This is a genomic window from Shewanella glacialipiscicola, from assembly GCF_023283485.1.
GTDB classification, from domain to species: Bacteria; Pseudomonadota; Gammaproteobacteria; order Enterobacterales; family Shewanellaceae; genus Shewanella; species Shewanella glacialipiscicola.
The window spans coordinates 60,268-78,070 of the sequence record NZ_JAKILU010000016.1 but is presented as its reverse complement, the minus strand read 5'-3'; the positions used below and the strand labels follow the sequence as shown (position 1 = coordinate 78,070).

The following is a 17,803-nucleotide window of genomic DNA, read 5'->3' as shown; positions in this document are numbered from 1 at the left end:
CGTGTAGGAAGGTAGTCTAGATAAACCCCAGCGCTAAGTTTTTTAGCGCTGGGATTATAAATTACATCTTAGTTTGTAAATAATTTTGTAACCCGATACGGTCAATTAACCCGAGTTGTTTTTCGAGCCAATACATATGATCCGCTTCTGTATCGTCGAGTAACACTTCGAGAATTTCGCGGGTCTGGTAATCTTGCTTTTGCTCACACAGGGCAATCACTTGGCGTAAATCATCTGCGACCTTGTACTCGTAGGCGAGATCGTTACGCATCATTTCGGTTACATCTTTACCTATGTTTAATGCCTCACGGGCGGCAACATCAGGTATACCTTCGAGAAATAAAATACGCTGCACTAACTTAGCGGCATGGGCTTTTTCATCATCTGACTCATGGGCAATGCGCTCATAGAGCTCATTAAATCCCCAATCTTCATACATATGGGCATGGACAAAATATTGATCCATGGCCGAGAGTTCTCCCGTTAGGAGTCGATTTAACGCATCGATAACGTCTTTATCGCCTTTCATATTCCGCTCCTATTGGTCGCTAATTTGCGATTGTAGATAATTTTGAATACCGGTTAAGCTAATAAGCTCTTGCTGCGATTCAAGCCAATCTAAATGTTCTTCTTCGTCTTCGAGAATTTCTTCTAGCATATCGCGGCTCACATAGTCCTGCTCAGCTTCACACAAGCTAATCGCATCACGCAGTATAATGAGTTGCTCTTGTACCATGGCCGCATCGCAGCCGAGCATTTCTTCGCTATGCTCACCAATACGCAGCTTTTCAAGTTGCTGCAAATTAGGTAATCCTTCTAAAAACAATACCCGCTCGATGAGCTTATCGGCATGCTTCATATCTTGAATGGATTTTTTATATTCAACGTGATTAAGCTTCTCAAAGCCCCAATGTTTAAACATGCGGGCATGGAGAAAATATTGATTGATGGCAGTCAACTCACAGGTAAGCACCCGATTCAGTTGTCCAACCACTTTAGGATGACCTTTCATAAGTTACTATCCTTGGTAAACGAGAAAAGATTGATCTATATCAAACGACTAGCCTAGTACAATTTGACCTATAACTCAAATTATCTTTATATTTCACTTACTTAATGATAAAAACCGTTCTCATTCACACTTAGATTCACAGGCCATCTTACTCATATCATAAGGATAAATCTCAAACGGTTAGCCCATACAGATAAATCTGAGGCCAAAAAATAGCCTCCACAATGGGAGGCTATTATTTAACCTGAACTAGAGATAAGTTTTACGTCTCTACAGGTCATTTAGTTAAGACAATTAAATAATACGGTCTTTTGTTAACTTCTCACGGCGCGCTTCTTCAGCGGCCATACGACGCTTACGTTTGTCACAAGGGTCATCACAATCACACGCTTTCTCAATCCCTAGAACACCTAAACCGCCACAACTTCCTTCAACGGCCTTGCGCTTGATGAGATAACCTATCGACATGAGCAAAAAGAATAATAACAAAATCACAAATGCCGCGATAAAAGAGGTCATGGTTTACTCCAAAAACTAGATAAGGAAAGGCTTGAAGGCGTCGCTGTAATAAACCTTAAATCCGTCGCCTTGCTTTTCAATTAGCATTATCGCCAAGTGTTGCTGCTTGGCAAGCTCCAATGATGCTTCTGTACCTAAAACCATCATCGCCGTCGCAAAACCGTCAGCTGTCATACAATTTTGATGCAATATTGTCACGGATGCGAGTTTATGATTAATCGGCATGCCAGTACGCGGATCAATTATATGGGTAAAACGCTGGCCATTTTCTTCATAATAATTACGATAATCGCCTGATGTCGCCATTGCCATGGTACCCGGCGCGATAATTTGTTGTATCGCTTCAGTACCATCGTCGGTCGGTTGCTCTATTGCAACGCGCCAAGCACTGCCATCGGCCTTAGTGCCTTTGATACTCAGCTCGCCACCAATTTCAACTAAATATCCAGCAGCGTTGTATTTATTAAGAATGGAAGCCACTTTATCAACCCCAAATCCCTTCGCAATCGATGATAAATCCACATACAAATGCGCGTTATGTTTGATTAGACGATTACCCTCAATAGAAAGTTCATTAATACCGGTTTTTGCTTTAGCGGCATCGATATCCGCCGGCGTCGGCACTTTTGTCGGGCGCTTATCAGGGCCAAAACCCCACAGGTTAACTAAAGGACCTAAGGTAATATCCAGCGCTTTATCCGTCACTTGATATAAACGAATTCCTTCTTCGACGACCTTAATCGTGTCTGGCGATACTTCAACACTTTGTTCCAATGGCAATTGGTTGAAACGAGATAATTCTGAATTAGGTCGGTATGTCGACATTTCGTCATTGACTAGCTCAAGGGCTAAATCAATTTCCTCTTGCAGTAACTGCACTGTGGGCATCTGCTCGTTTGATACCACTTTAATGTGATACGTAGTGCCCATAGTGCTGCCAGACAACGAAATCATTTCGTTCTGTTTGGCACAAGCTGAAACAAAAAAGGCCAGCCCTAGAAGGACCAGCCAATTTACTGAATGCTTTAATACTGAGCTATTGATTTTTAAGGTCTGAAACATAATGACCTACCACTCTTATTTGTGCCCTTAAACGCAAAAGTTGCAGATGAAAGGCTATCCTTAACATCTGCAACTCTTTTATCTAGGACTAATGAACATTAGCCGCCGAAGTCATCCAACAAGATGTTTTCGTCTTCGACACCAAGATTTTTCAACATACCAATTACGGCAGCGTTCATCATTGGAGGTCCACACATGTAGAACTCACAATCTTCTGGTGCATCATGGTTTTTCAGATAGTTTTCATATAATACGTTATGAATAAAACCTGTGTAACCATCCCAGTTATCCTCTGGTTGAGGATCTGAAAGTGCCACATGCCATACGAAGTTATCATTCTCAGCCGCGAGGCCATCGAAGTCTTCTACGTAGAACATTTCACGCTTAGAACGTGCACCGTACCAGAAGCTCATCTTACGTTTAGAGTGCAGACGCTTCAGTTGGTCGAAGATATGTGAACGCATTGGCGCCATACCCGCACCACCGCCGATAAACACCATTTCAGCATCGGTATCTTTCGCGAAGAATTCACCGAATGGGCCTGAAATCGTGACTTTATCACCAGCTTTCAAGCTCCAAATGTAAGATGACATCTTACCGCAAGGCAGAGTCAGGTTACGTGGTGGAGGCGTAGCAATACGCACGTTCAGCATAATAATACCGAACTCTTCTGGGTAGTTAGCCATCGAGTATGCACGAATCGTTTCTTCATCAACCTTAGACTCAAGATTGAAGAAACCAAAGTGCTCCCAGTCGCCACGGTATTTTGCAGGTACATCAAAATCTGCATATTTAACATGGTGAGCCGGAGCTTCGATTTGAATATAACCACCAGCACGGAATGGTACAGACTCGCCATCAGGAATTTGCAGCTTCAGTTCTTTAATGAAAGTGGCTTTGTTATCGTTAGAGATAACTTCACATTCCCATTTCTTGATACCAAAGATTTCTTCGTCAAGCTCGATTTCCATATCGTTCTTAACGTTAACCTGACAAGAAAGACGACAACCTTTACGGGCATCACCTTTGCTGATGTGATCAAGTTCGGTTGGCAAAATATCACCGCCACCAGACTTAATCACCACGCGACATTGACCACATGAGCCACCGCCACCACACGCGCTCGATACGAAGATACCGCTATTAGCCAAAACGCCTAACAACTTACCACCAGCACCGGTTGTAATTGCTTTTTCAGGATCGTCATTGATGCCGATCGTGATGTCACCGCTAGCCACTAACTTAGACTTAGCGAATAAAATCACTAATACCAAGATGAGGACGATAGCAGTAAACATACTCACACCGAGGTAAACCTCAAGCGGAGTAGATTTAAAAATACCAAGAATATCCATTAACTTATCCTTAGAAGGTCCAATTCAAGAAGCCGTTATGCATCTCTTACAGAGACACACCAGAAAACGACATGAAACCTAAGGCCATTAAACCCGCAGTAATAAAGGTAATACCTAAACCACGCAGACCGTTAGGCACGTCGGCATACTTCAGCTTCTCACGGATACCGGCCATCAATACGATAGCTAATGCCCAACCTACTCCTGAGCCGAAACCAAACACCACACTCTCGCCTAACTTGTAGTCACGCTCGACCATGAATGATACCGCACCGAAAATCGCGCAGTTCACTGTGATCAAAGGTAAGAAAATACCTAATGCGTTGTACAAAGGCGGAAAGTACTTGTCTAGTGCCATTTCCAGAATTTGAACCAAAGCCGCAATCACACCGATAAAGGTAATGAATTTCAAGAAGCTTAAGTCAGCTTCAGGTGCGCCAGCCCAAGCAAGTGCACCAGGAGCAAGTAGCCCTTGATAGATAACTTGGTTTGCTGGGACAGAGATAGTTAACACTACAACTACCGCAATCCCTAGGCCCATAGCAGTGGTCACTTTCTTAGACACAGCCAAGAAAGTACACATACCTAGGAAGAAGGCCAGTGCCATGTTTTCAATGAAAACAGAGCGAATTAACAGGCTAATATAATGTTCCATCGCACTTACCCTTTTGCTTCAACTTGCTCTGGCTTATAGGTACGTATAATCCAAATCAGAATACCGATCAGGAAGAACGCACTCGGAGGCAGTAGTAGCAAACCGTTTGGTTGATACCAGCCGCCATCAGAGATCTTGTGCAGGATTTCAACACCGAACAGAGAACCGTTACCAAACAGTTCACGTACGAAGCCAACCGCTAACAGAATGACACCGTAACCTAAACCGTTACCGATACCATCCATAAAGCTCAACATTGGCGGTGTTTTCATCGCGTAGGCTTCGGCGCGCCCCATTACGATACAGTTCGTAATGATTAAGCCCACGAATACCGACAGCTGCTTAGAGATCTGATAAGCATAAGCCTGTAGCAATTGGTCAACCACGATCACCAAAGAGGCAATAATGGTCATCTGCACGATAATACGCACACTGCTTGGAATATGATTACGGATCATTGAGATAAACAGGTTCGAAAACGCAGTTACCGCAGTTAACGCCAACGCCATTACCAGCGCAGTTTCGAGTTTACTCGTTACTGCTAATGCACTACATACACCCAGTACTTGTAAAGCAATCGGGTTGTTGTTGACTATAGGTCCTGTCAGAACCTGTTTCAGTTCTTTAGCGTCAGACATTAGCTGAGACCTCCATTGCGGGCTTTTTCAATGAAACTCGCAAAACCTTCTTTTCCTAACCAGAATGTCAGTGAATGTTGCACACCGTTACTGGTTAAAGTTGCACCAGACAATGCATCAACACCGTATTCAGTGCTAGCAACTGCTGGGTTTTTAGTCACGCTGATAGCAAGTTTACCTTGCTCATCAAATAACTTTTTGCCATGCCATTTCGCTTTCCACTGTGCATTTTGTACTTCGCCACCTAAGCCCGGCGTTTCACCTTGCTCGTAGTAGACTAAGCTTTGCACTGTGTTTAGGTCAGCATCCATCGCAAGGAAGGCATACATAGTTGACCATAGGCCATAACCATGTATTGGCAGAATGACACTCGTTAATTTACCTTGTTCATCACGAACCAGATAAACCACGGCGTTATCCGCTACACGCTTCACTGAAGCAATGTCATGCTCAGGTACAAATGAGGTTTTCACATCACGAGACGCTTTACGTTGATCGAATGTGTCAGCATCAACACCCTCAACCCAAGCACCCGTTTTCAAATCGACCAGTTTAGCTTCGATGTGTTTGCCATATGTATCCAGAATTTGCGCTTTGGTGACCTTGCCAGCTTTAGTATCGATAAGACCTGCAGCTTCCAGAATGTACTTTTGCTTATCAAGCAGTTTATTTTCTGCTTGAGTCGGTCTCAGTAATACGGCTGCCGTAGATACAAATATCGCACAAATCAAACATAGGCCAACGACGACAAATAAGGTTCTGCCGAACGAATCTTTATTATTAGCCACGGGCAATCCTCCGCTTGATATTTGCCTGAACCACAAAGTGGTCGAACAATGGCGCGAACAAGTTAGCAAACAAAATTGCCAACATCATGCCTTCAGGGAATGCAGGGTTAATCACGCGGATAAACACAGCCATTGCACCAATCAAGATACCGTATGCCCATTTAGCTTGATTAGTAAATGACGCTGACACTGGGTCTGTCGCCATAAAAATCATACCAAACGCAAAACCACCTAACACTAAGTGCCAGTACCAAGGCATTGCAAACATTGGGTTAGTGTCACTACCGACAAAGTTAAGCAGCGTAGAAATGGCAATCATACCGACCATTACACCGCTAACGATACGCCATGATGCGATACGAGTGTAGATGATGACCAAACCACCTAACAGAATCGCTAATGTAGACACTTCACCGACAGAACCAGGAATGAAACCGAAGAACGAATCCCACCAGTTTTGGTTGATTGCGTAATCTAACGTGCCTGCTGCAGCTTGGCTCAGTGCTGTCGCACCTGAGTAGCCGTCAGCCACAACCCATGAGGTATCACCTGACATGTTCAACGGATAAGCGAAGAACAAGAAGGCACGACCCGCTAGTGCTGGGTTTAAGAAGTTACGTCCTGTACCACCGAATACTTCTTTCGCCACGACCACACCGAAGGTGATACCCAGCGCGACCATCCATAATGGAATAGTGGCTGGCAGCGTTAAAGCAAACAGGATAGAAGTCACGAAGAAACCTTCGTTAATTTCATGACCACGGATAGAGGCGAACAGTACTTCCCAGATACCACCTACGGCAAAGGTCACCGCATAGATAGGTAGGAAGAAACAAGCGCCGTACCACATCAGTGCTGGCCAGCCAGAGTTTGCAGTCAGTTCAGTACCAAATAGGCTGAACAAGCTGACTTGCCATACATCAGGAGTCGCAAAACCCGCGATTAATGCAACTTGAGCTTGTAAACCTACGTTGTACATCCCCACGAACATGGCAGGGAAGGCACAAGCCCAAACCGTAATCATCATACGTTTTAGGTCGAGGTTATCGCGAACGTGGGTTTTGCCCTTGTTCACTTTGCCTGGAGTATAAAAAATCGTATATGCCGCTTCAAACAGGGCATAAAACTTTTCGTATTTACCGCCCTTCTCAAAGTCGGGCTCAATACGTTCGAAAAAATCTTTCAAGCTCATTAGCCTTCCCTCTCGATCGTATTTAAACAGTCACGCAAATATGAACCGTAGTCATACTTGCCAGGACATACGAACGTACACAGTGCGAGATCTTCTTCATCTAACTCTAATGCCCCTAAAGTAGCAGCACCATCAAAGTCACCTGAAATTAAATCACGCAGCAGCATAGTAGGAAGAATGTCCAATGGCATGACACGCTCATAGTTACCAATAGGTACCATAGCGCGGTCTGAACCACCTGTACTGGTCGTCATATTGAACAGACGAGAAGGAACAAGATGCCCTAAGAATGCACGAGTAATAGAATATTTGTCTGAACCAGGTAAAACCCAGCCTAAAAATTCTTTCTCTGTGCCTTCTTCTAGCAAACTGACTTGAGTATGGTAACGACCTAAATACCCCTGTGGGCCAACAGCTGTACGACCGTTCAGAACTGAGCCTGAAATTAGACGAATATTGCCATCTAAGGCTTCACCGGCTGTTAGTTCCGTCATACTGGCACCCATTACAGTGCGAAGTAGTCTTGGCTTAGCCGCTTTAGGGCCTGCGATCGCAATAACACGTTCGGTATTGAGTTCACCCGTCGTAAATAACTGACCAACAGCTATTACGTCTTGGTAACCAATATGCCAAACGGTACGTTTTGCAGAGGCAGACAATAAAAAGTGAATGTGAGTACCGACTAATCCTGCAGGGTGCACACCGGCAAATTCTTCAACTTGGGCGTTTGCGGCAGGAATATCAGCGCCAGGCGCTTTACAAAGGTAAACTTTACCGTCAGTAAGTCTTGCTAAAATCTTAAGACCGTTAGCAAAATCTTCTTTATGCTCACGGATCACCACAACGGGATCAGCGGCAAGAGGTTGAGTATCTATTGCGGTGACAAAAATACCAGCAGCAGAAGAGTCTACAGCAGGCACTTTGCTAAAGGGACGAGTTCGCAAAGCAGTCCATAAACCTGATTCAATCAGATTGTCACGGACTAACTGTGAGTCAAGCGTATCGAGCGCAGTGGCATCATATTTAGCAAAGGTAACGCTTTCGTTTCCTTCCACTTCAATGACAACAGACTGCAGAACACGCTGAGCGCCCCGGTTAATGTCTAATATAGTACCACTGGCTAAAGCCGTATATTTAACGCCTAAATTCTTCTTATCTTCAAAAAGAACCTGGCCTTTTTGTACTTTATCGCCCACTTTGATCTTCATCGTTGGACGTAAGCCAATATACTCTTCACCCAAAGTAGCTACATGTCTAATGGCTGGGCCATTATGGATAACTTGCTCTGGTCCGCCTGCTATAGGCAGTTCCAATCCTTTCTTAATTGTAATCATATCCACAAGCACTACGTTTGAAGGAAAGACAATGCGCCGCGTTCCTGCTAAATACGTAAGTTTTAAACAAAAACCTACTGCATTGAGCTAGCGCAGGTTTAAATACAGAAATGCGATCGCAATCACGCTGGTCGCGCGCAGTTTACCCCAATTGACTTGGCATCGCCACGAAAATTATGGGTGATTTAAAACCTACAATTCGGTTTTAAAAGAATCGTGCACTACGGAGTTCTGCTTCCAACTGAATGAGCGATCAGAAAGAGAGAATATTACGACCACGAAGTACTATAGCATTAATATTTAAAGATTTAATTTAGCCAAACGTCGACACTTCAGCTAAACACAGTGAAATTGATCTTATTTGTTTCAATTGATTTAAATTCAAACGAGATTAACCTCAACTCAAAAGCGTAATTGATAGCCTAAATAGCTAATACGTCCATTTTCAGATCGAATTCCACTATTTGATGCTGTCGAGACTAATGTCTCATCTAAGAGGTTTTCTATACGAAAATAAATCTCATTATGGCGGTCAAAATGATAGTTTGCCGCTAAATCGACCCGCCATTGCGCCGCGATAGGTTGTAATTGTGCACCAAACTGACCCATTTCCCGCTCAGATTGATAAAAGACATTGGCATTGAGCGCATATTCGTCATATTTCATCCCAGCACTCAACTGAAGTTGTTGTTCTGGTAACCAAGCCACTCTATCGCCAGCCACGACGCAGCCCTGGATTTCATTGCAACTATTGGTTTGATACTCAGAGTTAGAATATTGGTAATGCAGCGTCAAAGGTAACTGCACACTGCCAACATCCCATTGATAGCCAAGATCCAGCTCAACGCCTTTGGTCAGTACATCGGTAACATTACCTTGAACCCACAAACGACTATCAGCACAACTTGCATAGGCATCACAGCTCACATGCAGGTTATCAAAATCTTGAATGTACGTTTTAATACCGGCATTAAAACGGTTGCTGGCATATTGGGCACTGACTTGATAATGCAATGACACTTGCGCTTCTTGATCAAGATTGCCCGCACTCGCCGCTGTCCATGAGCGGCGAATATCGGTACTGAGGCGCCAATCTCCTGCATCATATAAAACGCCTAGTTGCGGCATCCAATCGCTATCGGAAAAATCAACCGCATCGAGCCCCACATAAGCGATGTCGACCTCGCGGGTAACGTCGACTTGCTCATAGGCTAACGCGAGCTTGAGCTGTAATCCCGCCCAATTAAATAACGAGTCGATTGCTGAAGTGAATGCAGTTGCATCGTCGGTATAGGCTGATAGCGCATTGGGCGCATCACTCATTAAACTTAAATCTTGCTGCCATAAGCTCTGCTGGTCGCCAAAGTGCATTTCGGCTTTATCGGTATGGTATCGGGCGCTGTAGATAATTTGGTGAGCGCCGTATTGATTCACCGATTCTGTTTGCATACCAAAGGAGCTGTAATCATTATCTTGCTGTAGTGAAGCCACCGCTACGCCATTAACCGTGGGCTGGCGTTCAAATGCTGCAATTGTAGCAAGGCTCCTCGCATCAATCATCTGGCCATCAAATTGATTAAGTTGATTTAATTGTTGTGAATAGGATTGGTAATAGAAGTCGGTAATGACTTTATCGCCTCCCGCTAGTGCAACTTGGTGCGAGAGTTGATACTTATGATGTCGTCCTTGGTGTTTATCCGCCGCGGTTACCGCATAGAGGCGCATTGGATCTTGCTGCCAATCAGCCTGCGTTAATCCAAGTAGGGAGCGGTAGCTATCATCATCGAGAAATTGATAGGTAAATTCAGTCACTTGCGGATTTCTGGCACCGAGTAAACTCGAAGCGTTGATTTTAAATAACATATCTGTCGTTTGACGGTCTGTATCCTGACCATTAAACAAGTGGTCGCTACTACTAGCGTCATTGTAATTAACCGCGAGTACCATGCCATAGTCTTTTGTTTTCACCCCCCAATTCACATCAACGCTATAATCTGAATCGGTATTTCCCTCCAAAGTCGTCTTACTATGTTCCGCTTGTTCAGCCACCTGTAAAGTTTGATAACTCACTACCCCAAATGCCCCTTGGCCACCCACTGCCATATTAGCCATCGGCGTCGCGTTGACACTCTGCTGTTGCAGTAAATTAGGTAATAATTGTAATTGCGGCGCAGCATAAGGCGCGGGAGAGAAATACACTCTATCTTGTAATACTGCTATGCCTTGGCTCGTGCTGCGCATACTGATGCTCGCGGGGTTACCACTGAGATCTGCAGGTAAAACGGTCAATGGCGTTAATTGTTCTAAAGCTAAACTACTTTGGGATGAATGAAATGTACTGTTAAGTTTATTAAGCTCGAGCAGTTGACTGTAAAGGTCATCGGCGAATGCATTGTTAGAACAAGCCAAAGATACCGAAATAGCACAGAGCGATACAGTGAAGTAATGAGTAGGCATACCAAACTCCCAAAAACTTTGTTAGCACACGATATTTTTGTTATCAGATTGTAAAGTAGCTGAATTGGTTTGAAAAAAAAAGCGACTTAGGTCGCTTTTTTTCATTAATTGCAGGAAACAGAATTTACTAAGTAATTATGCTAAAAAACTGTGGGCAATAATTACAATTTACCTAAAATTTCATCGCTTAGTTTCAAATCATCATTACGATTGACACTCACGCCAGCCGCAATGATATTACGAGCAATATCTTGTGCCTGCTCTAATGAATGCATCTCATAAGTACCACACTGGTACTCGTTAAGTTCTGGAATTTCTGACTGTTCAACCACTTTAAGCACGTCTTCCATTGCAGCTAACCAAGCATCCGCAACTTGGCGCTCTGTCGGCTCACCAATCAAACTCATATAGAATCCGGTACGACAACCCATAGGCGATATATCAATAATCTCAACGTTGTTGCTATTTAAGTGATCACGCATAAAGCCAGCAAATAAATGCTCTAAAGTATGAATACCACGCTCACTGAGGATCTCTTTATTCGGAGCACAAAAACGTAAATCAAATACCGTAATCGCATCACCCTTAGGTGTGCTCATATGTTTAGCTACGCGCACTGCAGGTGCATTCATCCGAGTGTGATCAACAGTAAAACTATCAAGTAGTGGCATAAGGCTCTCCAAATTCTCAGGGCGACACAACGCCGCTATAACAGTGGGTTTATGGTTTTAAAGCATAACACCAAAATAATTATGCCGATAATAAGATAAGCAAAGATGAAATCATCTCATCTATATCCTATCCAAAAAAAATAACAAACAAGACTGCCACCTTACACGAGACTAAAAATATTAGCCTAAAACAAAAAAGCCACTCGCGTTAGGAGTGGCTTTAAAACTACAAAACAGACTTAAATTTATTGATTATCCGCGGCAATTTGGCGTATTGGCCACTTGCGCATCCGCATCCCATTCACTTTGAGTAAAAGTATGAATCGATAATGCATGCACACCATTTTCTAACTCATGGGCCAATTGCGTGTTCACTAATCGATGACGAGCCAACAGGCGTAAACCATCAAATTGTCCACTCACTAGCACCACTTTAAAATGAGTTTCTGAATTTGGCGGTACATGATGGCGATTACTTTCGTTAATCACTTCTAAGTGGGTTGGCGAAAAACCTGCCGTTAACTTCTGCGTGATAATGTTAGCCACTGTGCCCTGGGTTTGAGTATTGGACATATTCGAGTCTCAGAATGGGAAAATCCAGTGGGCGAAGATTACTGGTTCGAGTGGCAAAGATCAAATAGCAACGCCTGTAGGTGACGCTACTTATCATATTACTAGCATGACCAAATTATTTTTGACCACCATGTATCGAAAGTGTGTAGCCCATGGACATTAACTATAGACATTAAGCACATGCATTAACGATGAAAATTAACGATTAATTGTCTAAAGGTATAGTTCCAACGCGGCTCTTTTACTTTCAAGCGTTTAGGTAAGCTATGCAGCCAATCCTTTTGCATCGGCCAATGCATAATCAGCAAATCGCCGCTCTGCAAACTGATACTGTACTTTGTTTGGCTGTGTTTATGCTTAAGCACAAAATCCCGCGACGCGCCTAAGGTAATCGAAGCAATATCACTGCCCTTGGCAATTTCCGGCTCATCATCGCTGTGGGTGCCCATGCAATCCTTACCGTCGGCGTAGCAATTCACTAATACGCCATTAATGCCCAAGCCAAAATCCTTAGCTAATTTATGCCTAAGCTTATTAGCATATTTAGGCCAAGGTAAGGCGCGAATAAAAAGACCTGAATATAAATAGTCGCAACCTACATCGCCAAACCAAACCTGCTGGCGGGGAATGGCATGAAATTTACCAAAGACTTGGATTTCAGGACGACTCAAGGGATAAGCCTGCGCTTCTTTTATCAGCGCGGCTTGCTGCTCGGTATTGAGATAACCTCGCACTAGCGTAATAGGAGGTTTTGGCTGCATTGTTAGCTTAGCTGCTAGCAGCGCTATGTCATCAACTTGCTTACACACACATTCTCCTATCGAGCGATTGATACTCTGCGCTGAGCCAACACGCTAAGGCGTCGCACTGCGCCATGAAATCTGCGATAATCTGCGCCCTAATTTATTGGCGCAGTGTGGCACATGACAACACAATTTTCAGTAGCGGGTGTTGAACTCGAACTTTTACGGTATCCGGCTCAGCAGGAGTCTCATCTTCAAGCTTGGGATGCCGCCGATGAACACTTACTCAAAAGTCTGGTTGAAGCTGCACAACCCGCCGTTCCCACCGCCATTATCAATGATAATTTTGGCGTGTTAAGTTGTGGTTTATTCAAATTGAATCCAAGTTGGCCACTGTGTGTTGAAACCGATGCCAGAACCAGCTTTTTAGGCACAGAGCAAAATCATGTCCGCAATCAGCTATCTGCCAATAATCTACAATGGTTTACCAGCCGCGATACCTTGCCAGAAAACTTAGCCTTAGTATTGATGAAGTTACCTAAAAACTTAAGCTACTTTGCCCACCAGCTAACACGCTTATCGCAAGTGTTACCCGCTGGCACTCGTGTATTAGTGGCCGCCAAAGCTAAATCGATTAATGGCGCCTTACTCGATGTCTTTGCTAAGCATTTAGGCCCAGCAAGCGCTAGTTTAGCCTGGAAAAACACCCGAGTAATTACCTGTGTCAGTGATGGTAAATCCAGACCATTAGCTAAAGAAGTCACTTGGGTCGTGCCTGAATATCAACTCGAGATCAGTAATTTAAGCAATGTATTTGCCGCGAATAAGCTCGATATTGGCGCACGTATCATGTTAGACAATCTGCCGAAAGGAGACTTTAAATCAATTGTCGATCTGGGTTGTGGCAATGGTGTACTGGGTTTACGAGCTGCACAGTTATTCCCGGCTGCTGATATCCATTTTATCGACGATTCTGATATGGCAGTTGCATCCGCTAAAGCCAACTGGGCGCGCAACTCATTACCCGCAGATAAAGGCCACTTCTATTGGGACGACTGCATGACACATCTGCCAGATGAAGTGCAACCCGACTTGGTGCTGTGTAACCCGCCCTTTCACCAAGGCGAAGCCATTACCGATCACATCGCGTGGCAAATGTTTTTAGACGCACGCCGCCGTTTAAAAGATGGCGGTATCTTACATATTGTGGGTAATCGTCATTTAAATTATCACGTGAAATTACAGCGCTTATTTCAAAACTGCACCACAGTCGCCTCCAACGGTAAATTTGTGATATTGCAAGCACAGAAAAATAGCCCATTAAATCACGTAGCTGATTAAAAGTTCAGGTGAGTAAGACTCACAGTTAATTTTACGAACAAAAAAGCCGCCAGCGACAGAGTCGCTGGCGGCTTTTAATTTTTAAATCATTAATTTAAGAATAAAACGTTAAAAGATTTCAATCACACTGCAATTAGAGCAGTGCTTTATCAAGTGCCTGCGCAACATCGGCAATAATATCGTCGATATGCTCAATCCCAACCGAAATACGCACGAGATCCTCTGATACCCCAGCCCTGGCTAATTCATTAGCATCCAATTGTCTGTGCGTCGTACTCGCGGGATGACAGGCTAACGATTTTACATCGCCAATATTGACTAAGCGCAAAATCATCTGCAGCGCATCAATAAAACGTCCACCGACAATTTTACCTTCTTCAGACGTGGCCGCTTTAATACCAAAACTAATAATCCCAGAGGCTTTACCACCAGTGATTTTGTGGCAATTAGCTTGATAAGGACTGTTGGCTAAGGCGCCGTAGTTCACCCAACTGACCGCGGGATGCTGCACAAGATATTCTGCCAAGGCTAACGCATTGGAACAATGGCGCTCCATTCTAAGACTTAAGGTTTCTAGCCCTTGTAACAGTAAAAATGCACTATGTGGTGAAAGCGCAGCCCCCGTATTACGCAGCGGCACCACACGGCAACGACCAATAAAAGCGGCAGATCCAAAGGCTTGGGTATATACCACGCCATGGTACGAAGGATCGGCTTGGTTCAGTAACGCAAATCGCTCTTTATTCGCCACCCAATCAAACTTGCCTGAGTCAATAATCGCGCCGCCAATCGTTGTACCATGACCGCCAATATATTTAGTTAGAGAATGGATAACGATATCAGCACCATGTTCAAACGGACGACATAGCACAGGTGTCGCGACCGTATTATCGACAATCAAAGGCACACCATGTTTATGGGCTATCTCAGCTAAACGCTGTAAATCAACAATATTACCTGCTGGATTTCCGATGGATTCGCAAAACAAAGCTTTGGTTTTGTCATCAATTAACTCATCGAGTCCTTCAAAATCATCGAAGGCCGCCATACGCACTTCAACACCTTGGCGCGGTAGCGTATGGGCAAACAGATTATAAGTACCGCCATAAAGCTGGCTAGTACTGACAATATTATCCCCCACCTGAGTCAATGCTTGAATCGCATAGGTAATGGCCGCCATACCCGATGCCACAGCCAGCGCTCCTATACCACCTTCAATGGCGGCAAGACGCTGCTCTAACACACTAGTAGTGGGATTCATGATCCGCGTATAAATATTACCCGCGACTTTTAAGTCAAATAAATCAGCGCCGTGTTGGGTATCATCAAAGGTATAAGAAGTGGTTTGATAGATAGGTACAGCGGCCGACTTGGTGGTCGCTTCTGACTCATAACCGTGGTGCAATGCCAGTGACTCTAATTTCATATTCCCTTCCTTTATTGATATCGCTTATTAACGATGCCTACGTTTCAACGCTTTGCCGTGGTGAGTGACAACACTTAGCCTTCAGCATCCTCACGCATCTGTGTTTTCGCTAATCACAATGCCAACCTTCAGCCAAACAATGTTGGGACAGCATTGGATTTGTGCATGTTCAACAAGCTAACAGATAGCCATCTGGAAGTCTAAATATTTTTAACGACTCAATGTTCAATCATTATCTGCATCATGTTTTATAAGTTTGTTAAACACTGCGTTGGCTGTGACTATCCGAATATGGTTATGTGAACATGGCTATCTGAATGTGGCTTTAAGCGATGCATTCTCCAGCGGGATGCATCTAGAGCATTGATTTGACGAGCTTAAGGCTTTGAATTGAATACCTCGTTATATTTTTATAAACCTTGATTTAAATACGTTAAGCCACACCATTGCTCCTAAAGAGTATTATTTTAGCGCGCACTATAAAACACCCTGTTTATTTGATGAGCGTAAGTCATGTCTTACTTGCGTTATTCCAGCCTCAAACTCATTCCTACAGGTAAATAAGTCTATTTGTCGACATTAGTAGAGTCAGGCTTGCTTTATTTTTTTACTTGTCCTATGGTATCAAGCAAGCAATTATGGTGTATCAAATTAGCCAATAACGATTAAATTTTTTAGATAAAAACTAGCTACGAAATCAACTATCATCACTTTAACGATTATGTGGTTAGGTAAAGATTAAATAGCGAAACACTCATTCTGACTGGAGATGTAAAACTATGTTTAACAATGCATTTTCATCACGACCTTCTAATGGGCTTGCTACTAGGTTTAACTCAGTAAGCACCATTCGCTTCTCTCTCAAATTCCCAGTTTAAGCCGAGCGTCACTCACGCTCGGCAGATACTAAGTAGTCTTTCAAATAAACACAGAATACCAATAATAGTATTATATAATTCTCTGTTTATCTTTGTAACTTCGTTATTTTAGAGGCGGCAATGACATACTCTTTTTTTAACGGTTTCTTTCAGAATCTTATTCTAAAAACAGAAACGTATTATTTACAAAATAGTTTTAACACCTCCCTACGTCCAACCGCATTAGCGGGAGTGATAAGCAAGCTTGAGCAATTAAAAAATGATAACACAAGCGATAACGTCACTGTAGGAAAGCAAATCTGTTTAGTTAATTTGCAGGATCAGCAGGAATATCAAGTTGAACTTGTGTATCCACAAAAACATAAACCCAGTGCAGGACGCTATTCTGTGATATCAGATTTAGGTGTCAGCTTACTTGGACGGTCAAAGGGCGAGATGGCAGAGGTCAATATTTTAGGAAAACCTGTTTTATTTATGATTAAAGACATTGGTTTAATTAAAAAATAGTTTTTATTTATAATATCTAGGTAGCTATTTGACACCTATATGCATTTTAAGTGTTCGTTTTTAAAAATAGTATGTTCAATTTAGTGGCAACATACTACCAACTCGCTTTAGCAACAAAGCTTATAGCGGCTTTAAACACGGTAAAATAAGAGGAGATTTTATTTTGAAGTCATTAACTGGCCGCACCATTTATTAATGATGCACATTGATTATGCGATGAAATATAAACAAAATTAACATTTAAACTAACTCATACATTAGCTTATATAAAGTCATGGCAGCGCTTTATTAGCTATACAATATGATGTTACGAGGAATAAGTACGACACCTCAATGATTAAGTTTATACAGCAATAATTTTATGCATCACGATAAATCATCTAGTTCAATCGAAATTAAAAAATTGAACCTCACTATCGAAACCGAATTGCGGCACGGAGTAGATAGTTACCTTCACTTTGGAGTCAATATCTATGAGTAAAGAAAAGAATAAAAAACCGCCAATGAAAACCTTAAAAGAGAAGCGTCAGGATAAACGGAACCGCCCGAAAGCATCCGACTAAGCTTATCCTAAAAATTTCTTCAATCCTCTCTTAAAATAAGCAAAAAATAGGGTGCTAAATACTTTAGCACCCTATTTTATTTTATCGGT

General features: G+C 43.1%; 17 protein-coding genes. 2 read left to right on the top strand and 15 right to left on the bottom strand.

Annotated features, from left to right (window positions below; translation table 11 throughout):
* Positions 1 to 61: 61 nt before the first annotated feature.
* The 14 genes from bfr (L2717_RS12800) to L2717_RS12735 all read right to left on the bottom strand — a co-directional run bounded on the left by bfr (L2717_RS12800) (position 62) and on the right by L2717_RS12735 (position 13,017).
* Positions 62 to 529, bottom strand: a complete 468-nt coding sequence (gene bfr / locus L2717_RS12800) for a bacterioferritin (protein ID WP_220772483.1) — start codon at positions 527 to 529, stop codon at positions 62 to 64.
* Between the two features lie 9 nt (positions 530 to 538).
* Positions 539 to 1,012, bottom strand: coding sequence for a bacterioferritin (bfr, locus tag L2717_RS12795; protein ID WP_220772485.1), 474 nt, complete (start codon positions 1,010 to 1,012; stop codon positions 539 to 541).
* 294 nt (positions 1,013 to 1,306) lie between these two features.
* Entirely contained in the window at positions 1,307 to 1,531 is a 225-nt protein-coding gene (gene nqrM / locus L2717_RS12790) for a (Na+)-NQR maturation NqrM (RefSeq protein ID WP_006080474.1), read from the bottom strand.
* A gap of 15 nt (positions 1,532 to 1,546) precedes the next feature.
* Positions 1,547 to 2,593, bottom strand: a complete 1,047-nt coding sequence (locus L2717_RS12785; RefSeq protein ID WP_220772487.1) for an FAD:protein FMN transferase — start codon at positions 2,591 to 2,593, stop codon at positions 1,547 to 1,549.
* Positions 2,594 to 2,691: 98 nt separating this feature from the next.
* Positions 2,692 to 3,948 carry an NADH:ubiquinone reductase (Na(+)-transporting) subunit F gene (gene nqrF, locus L2717_RS12780; protein ID WP_220772489.1) on the bottom strand — a complete coding sequence of 419 codons (1,257 nt, stop codon included), beginning with the start codon at positions 3,946 to 3,948 and terminating at the stop codon, positions 2,692 to 2,694.
* A gap of 46 nt (positions 3,949 to 3,994) precedes the next feature.
* Positions 3,995 to 4,603: an NADH:ubiquinone reductase (Na(+)-transporting) subunit E gene (gene nqrE / locus L2717_RS12775; RefSeq protein WP_006080469.1), complete on the bottom strand. Its 609-nt coding sequence runs from the start codon at positions 4,601 to 4,603 to the stop codon at positions 3,995 to 3,997.
* Between the two features lie 5 nt (positions 4,604 to 4,608).
* Positions 4,609 to 5,241, bottom strand: coding sequence for an NADH:ubiquinone reductase (Na(+)-transporting) subunit D (locus L2717_RS12770; RefSeq protein ID WP_076496277.1), 633 nt, complete (start codon positions 5,239 to 5,241; stop codon positions 4,609 to 4,611).
* On the bottom strand, positions 5,241 to 6,029 hold the full coding sequence (locus L2717_RS12765) for a Na(+)-translocating NADH-quinone reductase subunit C (RefSeq protein WP_220772491.1): 789 nt from the start codon (positions 6,027 to 6,029) through the stop codon (positions 5,241 to 5,243). Before L2717_RS12765 ends, L2717_RS12770 begins: the two co-directional genes overlap by 1 nt.
* Positions 6,022 to 7,221 (bottom strand): NADH:ubiquinone reductase (Na(+)-transporting) subunit B, encoded by a 1,200-nt coding sequence (locus tag L2717_RS12760; protein ID WP_220772492.1) that lies wholly within the window; start codon positions 7,219 to 7,221, stop codon positions 6,022 to 6,024. The genes L2717_RS12765 and L2717_RS12760 overlap by 8 nt, the downstream gene beginning before the upstream one ends.
* Positions 7,221 to 8,555 (bottom strand): Na(+)-translocating NADH-quinone reductase subunit A, encoded by a 1,335-nt coding sequence (locus tag L2717_RS12755; RefSeq protein ID WP_220772494.1) that lies wholly within the window; start codon positions 8,553 to 8,555, stop codon positions 7,221 to 7,223. The genes L2717_RS12760 and L2717_RS12755 overlap by 1 nt, the downstream gene beginning before the upstream one ends.
* A 402-nt stretch (positions 8,556 to 8,957) precedes the next feature.
* On the bottom strand, positions 8,958 to 11,012 hold the full coding sequence (locus L2717_RS12750) for a TonB-dependent receptor (protein WP_220772496.1): 2,055 nt from the start codon (positions 11,010 to 11,012) through the stop codon (positions 8,958 to 8,960).
* Positions 11,013 to 11,173: 161 nt separating this feature from the next.
* On the bottom strand, positions 11,174 to 11,683 hold the full coding sequence (luxS, locus tag L2717_RS12745; RefSeq protein WP_220775225.1) for an S-ribosylhomocysteine lyase: 510 nt from the start codon (positions 11,681 to 11,683) through the stop codon (positions 11,174 to 11,176).
* A gap of 252 nt (positions 11,684 to 11,935) precedes the next feature.
* A complete protein-coding gene (locus tag L2717_RS12740; RefSeq protein ID WP_220775106.1) occupies positions 11,936 to 12,256 on the bottom strand; it encodes a BolA family protein in 321 nt (106 codons plus the stop codon).
* Between the two features lie 185 nt (positions 12,257 to 12,441).
* Entirely contained in the window at positions 12,442 to 13,017 is a 576-nt protein-coding gene (locus L2717_RS12735) for an alpha-ketoglutarate-dependent dioxygenase AlkB family protein (RefSeq protein WP_220775107.1), read from the bottom strand.
* 162 nt (positions 13,018 to 13,179) lie between these two features.
* On the opposite strand from L2717_RS12735, the gene L2717_RS12730 reads away from it, so the two are divergent.
* Positions 13,180 to 14,340 (top strand): methyltransferase, encoded by a 1,161-nt coding sequence (locus tag L2717_RS12730; RefSeq protein WP_220775105.1) that lies wholly within the window; start codon positions 13,180 to 13,182, stop codon positions 14,338 to 14,340.
* Between the two features lie 133 nt (positions 14,341 to 14,473).
* Here the strand turns inward: L2717_RS12730 and L2717_RS12725 are convergent, their stop codons facing one another.
* Positions 14,474 to 15,766 carry an O-acetylhomoserine aminocarboxypropyltransferase/cysteine synthase family protein gene (locus L2717_RS12725; RefSeq protein ID WP_220775095.1) on the bottom strand — a complete coding sequence of 431 codons (1,293 nt, stop codon included), beginning with the start codon at positions 15,764 to 15,766 and terminating at the stop codon, positions 14,474 to 14,476.
* Positions 15,767 to 16,764: 998 nt separating this feature from the next.
* On the opposite strand from L2717_RS12725, the gene L2717_RS12720 reads away from it, so the two are divergent.
* Positions 16,765 to 17,151 carry a GreA/GreB family elongation factor gene (locus tag L2717_RS12720; protein WP_248938067.1) on the top strand — a complete coding sequence of 129 codons (387 nt, stop codon included), beginning with the start codon at positions 16,765 to 16,767 and terminating at the stop codon, positions 17,149 to 17,151.
* Positions 17,152 to 17,803 lie beyond the last annotated feature (652 nt).